7 protein-coding genes and 2 pseudogenes are annotated in these 5,131 nt (G+C 39.2%); 2 read left to right on the top strand and 7 right to left on the bottom strand.

The window, feature by feature from the left end:
• Nucleotides 1-156 precede the first annotated feature (156 nt).
• Nucleotides 157-1,710 (top strand): pyruvate kinase, encoded by a 1,554-nt coding sequence (locus CK510_RS26015; RefSeq protein ID WP_095724431.1) that lies wholly within the window; start codon nt 157-159, stop codon nt 1,708-1,710.
• 393 nt (nt 1,711-2,103) lie between these two features.
• On the opposite strand, the gene CK510_RS26010 is transcribed toward CK510_RS26015, so the two are convergent.
• Both CK510_RS26010 and CK510_RS26005 read right to left on the bottom strand, forming a co-directional pair.
• Nucleotides 2,104-2,349 carry a hypothetical protein gene (locus CK510_RS26010; protein WP_095724429.1) on the bottom strand — a complete coding sequence of 82 codons (246 nt, stop codon included), beginning with the start codon at nt 2,347-2,349 and terminating at the stop codon, nt 2,104-2,106.
• A 607-nt stretch (nt 2,350-2,956) separates the two neighbouring features.
• On the bottom strand, nt 2,957-3,151 hold the full coding sequence (locus CK510_RS26005) for a peptidoglycan-binding domain-containing protein (RefSeq protein WP_095724428.1): 195 nt from the start codon (nt 3,149-3,151) through the stop codon (nt 2,957-2,959).
• On the opposite strand from CK510_RS26005, the pseudogene CK510_RS34480 reads away from it, so the two are divergent.
• A pseudogene (locus CK510_RS34480) lies at nt 3,131-3,197 on the top strand (hypothetical protein); the annotation flags it as partial. The gene CK510_RS26005 and the pseudogene CK510_RS34480 sit on opposite strands and share 21 nt — an antisense overlap.
• Nucleotides 3,198-3,219: 22 nt before the next feature.
• Here the strand turns inward: CK510_RS34480 and CK510_RS32415 are convergent.
• The 5 genes and pseudogenes from CK510_RS32415 to CK510_RS33040 form a co-directional block, all read right to left on the bottom strand.
• A pseudogene (locus tag CK510_RS32415) lies at nt 3,220-3,468 on the bottom strand (glutamate-cysteine ligase family protein); the annotation flags it as partial.
• A 170-nt stretch (nt 3,469-3,638) separates the two neighbouring features.
• Nucleotides 3,639-3,881, bottom strand: coding sequence for a DUF1816 domain-containing protein (locus CK510_RS25995; protein ID WP_095724427.1), 243 nt, complete (start codon nt 3,879-3,881; stop codon nt 3,639-3,641).
• 14 nt (nt 3,882-3,895) lie between these two features.
• A complete protein-coding gene (hypA, locus tag CK510_RS25990; RefSeq protein WP_095724426.1) occupies nt 3,896-4,237 on the bottom strand; it encodes a hydrogenase maturation nickel metallochaperone HypA in 342 nt (113 codons plus the stop codon).
• On the bottom strand, nt 4,219-4,791 hold the full coding sequence (locus CK510_RS25985; protein WP_245912440.1) for a hydrogenase maturation protease: 573 nt from the start codon (nt 4,789-4,791) through the stop codon (nt 4,219-4,221). Before CK510_RS25985 ends, hypA begins: the two co-directional genes overlap by 19 nt.
• A 157-nt stretch (nt 4,792-4,948) precedes the next feature.
• The coding region (locus CK510_RS33040) for a hypothetical protein (RefSeq protein WP_211293308.1) at nt 4,949-5,131 on the bottom strand (183 nt) is incomplete at its 5' end.

The raw sequence follows: 5,131 nt of genomic DNA, 5'->3' as shown, positions 1-5,131 counted from the left end.
TATATTAATCTTTGGTTAATAAAAGGTTAATAAAATATTTGGAATTCTTTATATATACAATTAAAGCTATTTAAAATTGTTTTCTTCACAAGTTCCTCATGTTTTTATCGGAGAATAAAGCATCAATAACATACAAGTATGAGAAGTGAATTGATTATGACATCTAATTTAGTAAAAGGTGAACATCTAGTTTTTAATTACTCGTCTTTAGACCTATCTGATTCCCAAACCTTACTAGCTACTCTTCAACAGTTGCGTCAGTTGGTGATTCAGGAAGGGCAGGAAATTTTTAACCAGTGGCGATCGCACATCCAGCGACAAGCTTTTTTGCAAAGTAGTCAAAATCTCGCGTATTACTTGGCACTGCGAAGGCATGACTTGCGTCCCCTTCAAGCAGCTTTGATGCCTTGGGGTTTGTCTTCATTAGGACGAATTGAAGCGCGGGTTTTGCCGAATTTAGATGCTGCGATCGCAACTTTAGGAGTAATTTGTCAAAATAAATCAGATTCCCTGCCTAAACATCCTTCACTCGCAGCATTTTTTGAAGGGGAACGTCTTCTCGAACGACATACCGAAGATTTGTTAGGTAGGACACTCAGTCATCGTCGAGTCCGAATTATGGTGACATTACCTACTATCGCAGCCAGCAATTATGAGTTTGTGCGAGATTTGATACAGCGTGGCACAAACTGCGTGCGGATTAATTGTGCCCATGATACTTCCGTCGAATGGTCTGCGATGATTGCTAATGTGCGGATGGTAGAGGCAGAAACAGAACAGAAGTGCAAAGTTTTGATGGATTTAGCTGGACCAAAGCCTCGGATTGGAATTGCGAGATGCCTCCGGCACGCTGGCGCGAACGCTCCTAACGCTAAACAGGGTATATTTCGAGGAGAATGTCTCCTATTAACCCGCGATTTGCCCACCACGAATAGTTCTATCTGTTTCCAAGCAAATTGTACTATACCTGAAGTACTCGATCAATTAGAGGTTGGTGCAAGTGTTTGGATTGATGACGGTCATATTGGTGCGAAGGTTGAATCGATAACAGAGGAGGGGGTACTGTTGCGAATCACCCATGCAAGATTTAAAGGCGAAAAAATTGGCGCAGATAAGGGTTTGAATTTTCCCGATACCATTTTGCGCTTTAGTCCTTTAACAGAAAAAGACCGACAGGATTTGGACTTTGTTGCTACCCATGCTGATATTGTGGGGTATTCCTTTGTCCAGGAACCTGCTGATATAGAGCTTTTACAGCGAGAATTGCAAGCCAGATTACCCGCAAATGTATCAATCCCTGGAATTATTGCCAAAATTGAAACTCCATTAGCTGTTAGTAACCTCCCCGAATTAATTGTGCAGGCAGCAGGTAAACAGCCATTTGGCATCATGATTGCTAGAGGTGATTTAGCTGTCGAGATTGGCTACCAACGTCTTGCAGAAATTCAAGAAGAAATTCTCTGGTTGTGCGAAGCTGCCCATGTCCCCGTGATTTGGGCAACTCAGGTAATGGAAAATCTTGTCAAAAATGGAACTCCCTCACGCGCAGAGATAACTGATGCCGCGATGGCTGAACGTGCTGAGTGTGTCATGTTGAATAAAGGAGCCTATATTGCTGAAGCAGTAACAATTTTGGATGATGTACTAACCCGAATGCAGGCACATCAGGTCAAAAAAACTCCTCAGTTACGAGCATTACACTCCTGGTAAATAAGTTGGTGATTTTGTACCGTAAATATCCGTAAATAATCAAACTTTTTTAAGCAGTCGATTTAAAATTTCACCATTAGGGCTAGATACCTGTAACCGAATAAGATTAGGGTTTTGTGGCTGCCAAATTACCTGATAACGATACTCTCCATTATTCCAAGTGCAGATTTTGCGCTGGCTATCTCCAGAAACATTGGAAACACTACCATCTGTTAAGTGGAGGAATTCTCCTGTTGAAAGCTGCTCTTCTTTGTAGTGAAGATTACCTTTGACATTGGATACGGTTATTGACCATTTATCATCTTGAAAATGACCCAGAGGAAATTCTACATTTAATTTGGGTGACGAGTTAATATTGCTGGTTTTTTGTCTATCCGACTCGTACCCGGAATTTTACGATGTGTCGTCGCGCTCGGTCGAATTGTGTTTGTTCGATTGGCTAGGAAAATCTTGCTTATTGATGATTACAATTTTGGGTTGATTGTTATTAATTGTGCTGCTCGGATTAGAAATTTCGCGATCGCTAGGAATTTTCGGTATCTCTGCAAAGAATGCAATTAAAGCAACAATTCCAGCACCACCACCTAAAGCTGCGATTAATTGTATTATAAATGGTGCATGTTCGGGTTTGGAACTCATAACTTTTACCTCCACTCTATTTCACAGGGAGTATTCCCAAAGAAATAATATTTTGGGAATGATGATGCACGACACTCGTTACATTACATCTTCAATAACTACCCAGATGGAAAAATGTTGCTTTCTTTCTGGATTCTATTTATCTGGTTTTGGTGGTTTAATAATCACCTCTACATACAAGTATATTACTTATTTTACTTAGTAATTAAGTATACTTATTTTTTAATATTGCTGTAGAGAGAATATTAGCTAAATTTTATACACTATAGTTTTGACAAGTAGTTATAGGTTACAACAAGGTATGAAATTACTATGTGCTTGTCGAGAATTATCTAAAATTTAAGCTGCCCATACCTAAATTAAATAAGATTTGAATGCTTCTGTTTCCTCGCAAGATAATTTTAAATTTCAAAAGAGAATTAACTAGAGTTTTAGCATATATTTAAAATAATTTGTTTTTGTCTACAATAAAAAACGTCCAGATAAAAAGTGTTGAACAGTGCCAAGATTGCCCTGCATCGCACAACTTATTAAGTAGGACGTTGGAATAATATAAATTTAGGTAACAACCCTTGCTGTTGCTACTTTGAACTAACACATATGTCAATTAGCAACAACTTTCAGGTATATCTTCAGTCAATTTACTCCAGGTTTTTGGACCGACAATAGTATCTGCTACTAAACCACGTTTAAGTTGGTAATTTTTCACAGCCTTTTCGGTTTTTGGACCGAAGATACCATCGGCTTTTCCTGTAAGAAAGCCAGACGAAAAAGACTCGGCATTCTTACAAGCGGAGGAGATTGTCCGGGTTTAAATGCGGTAATTCGAGCAGTTGTCAACCATGGCATCCAAACATCGCTCGAACCATACTACATACTGATATATAGTCGCAAATTCATGCTGTTCGCCGCAGTTATCGCAATTTGCAGATTTTGCAAATATTCACGGGCTAAATCCAGACCAGATTCACAAGGAGGAGTATTAATTTCCAGCATACATTTGACAAATTCTGGCACAAAATATTCTGGGCTACGATTATTATCGGAGGCAACTTGATGGCAATAGTTCAAGAACTCATCCGCACTTTCACTAAGTGCGCCAGTTTCATCTACTAAAAAAAATTCCTGTTCTCAGCCGATACGGTGTATTGGTAAGTTCATAGTTCCTATCCTCAATTTATCTCTTTATTTTCCTCAATTTGTTTTATACAAAAGCACTTTGAGGAAATTGTGAGGGATACAACAAATTGGAATTATCGTTATTTAAAACAATGCAAAAATGTTCTAACTTACTCATCCTCTACCGTTAGCCGTTCGGGTTGACAGCGTTTAATTTGAATCTTAATTTCTCTTGCGCCTTCTGCTTGTAAATCTTCAATATAGCCTAAGCTCATACTTTCTGCTTCTTGATGATATTGGAACGCACCAAAGTAGTAAACACAGGAAGGATGTGTGGTGGAAACTTCTATCCACCAATCGCGATGGCTTTTATAGTTAGCGATTAAATTTCTGATCGAATTCCAGAATTTCATACCTATTCTACCAATTATGAGATTGCTAACGATGCTATTTCTAACTCCTTACCTTGCCGTATTTCGCAATAGGGTTGATGACATTCAGGACACTCATAAAGTAGATCGATTGGTTGAAATTCAATATTACAATTAGGGCAATAGGAAACTGTGGGAACATGATTAATCTGAAGATGAGCCATTTCGGCAATAGTATCTTTTTTGACTATTTCAAATGCTTGTTCTAATGACTCTTCAGCTACTCCCGCAGCTTCTCCTAAGCGTATTTCCACGGTATAAATGTGATGGGCACCTTCCTGGGTAGCGCGTTCTATCGCAGCATCTAAAATATTTCGCATTAATCCAACTTCATGCATATATTTGTACCTTTTTTATCTTGTTCTTGATTGATTATCTGGGTAATTTTTTCGATTGCGATCGCAACTCCAATTTCCCCGGTTGACGATAACTTGTCTCCCAGTTGAAAATTTTCTCCTAGAACTGTCACCAATAAAGCAGGAGGACAATAACTGTAAATTACTTGAGTGAAGGCTAATAGCGATTCGGGATTTGCTGTATGTCCTCCCAGGGTTTTATTGCTGTCGGGTTCTAGCATACGGACTTGAACATCAGGATTTGATGCGAGCTTGGTTAAGCTTTTGTGCCCGCTGTTGTCCGAGCTTTGCAAGCTCAAACAAGCATCAACAAAAATAACTAAATCGGCTTTGACGATCGTCTCAGCGAGTTCGGGAGTGAGTTGGTGAACGGCAAGGGATTTTATGGTGAAATTGAGATTTAGATTTAAATCGTTGGCTACCCTTTGCCCAATACCATCATCATAACGTAAGTCGTTACCATAACCAATTACCAATATATTGTTCATTTCAAACATTTTAATTGGTGCGATGGTCGAAGACCGGGCTTTGCCCATCGCAAAATCTCGTTATTTCCAGCTTAGATATCAAGCTTAGAGAAAAAACTTGAGGAACTTGTGAGCAAATTACCGATAGTCCGGAAATTGATTTCCGGTTTCTTTGATGGGCATACTAATTGCCACGAAATTCAAGTAAGTGGGTATTGAAAATTAATTACACATGACGATTAAGTAGTAGTGCACAATTAATCATACATTCCGAAACGCTCAAACCTTTGGGATTGCTACCCTGCGGGAAGTCTCCGTCTACGTTCCACCCTGCGGCTAGACGCGATAGCGGCTTCTCTTTGGGTAGCAAGCTACGCAATGACAATATATATTTAATTTTGCGTAGCCA

Origin of the sequence: Brunnivagina elsteri CCALA 953 (genome assembly GCF_002289455.1) — a bacterium.
Classification (GTDB): Bacteria; Cyanobacteriota; Cyanobacteriia; order Cyanobacteriales; family Nostocaceae; genus Brunnivagina; species Brunnivagina elsteri.
The sequence above is the reverse complement of the archived record's forward strand: the minus strand, read 5'-3'. Positions and strand labels throughout refer to the sequence as shown.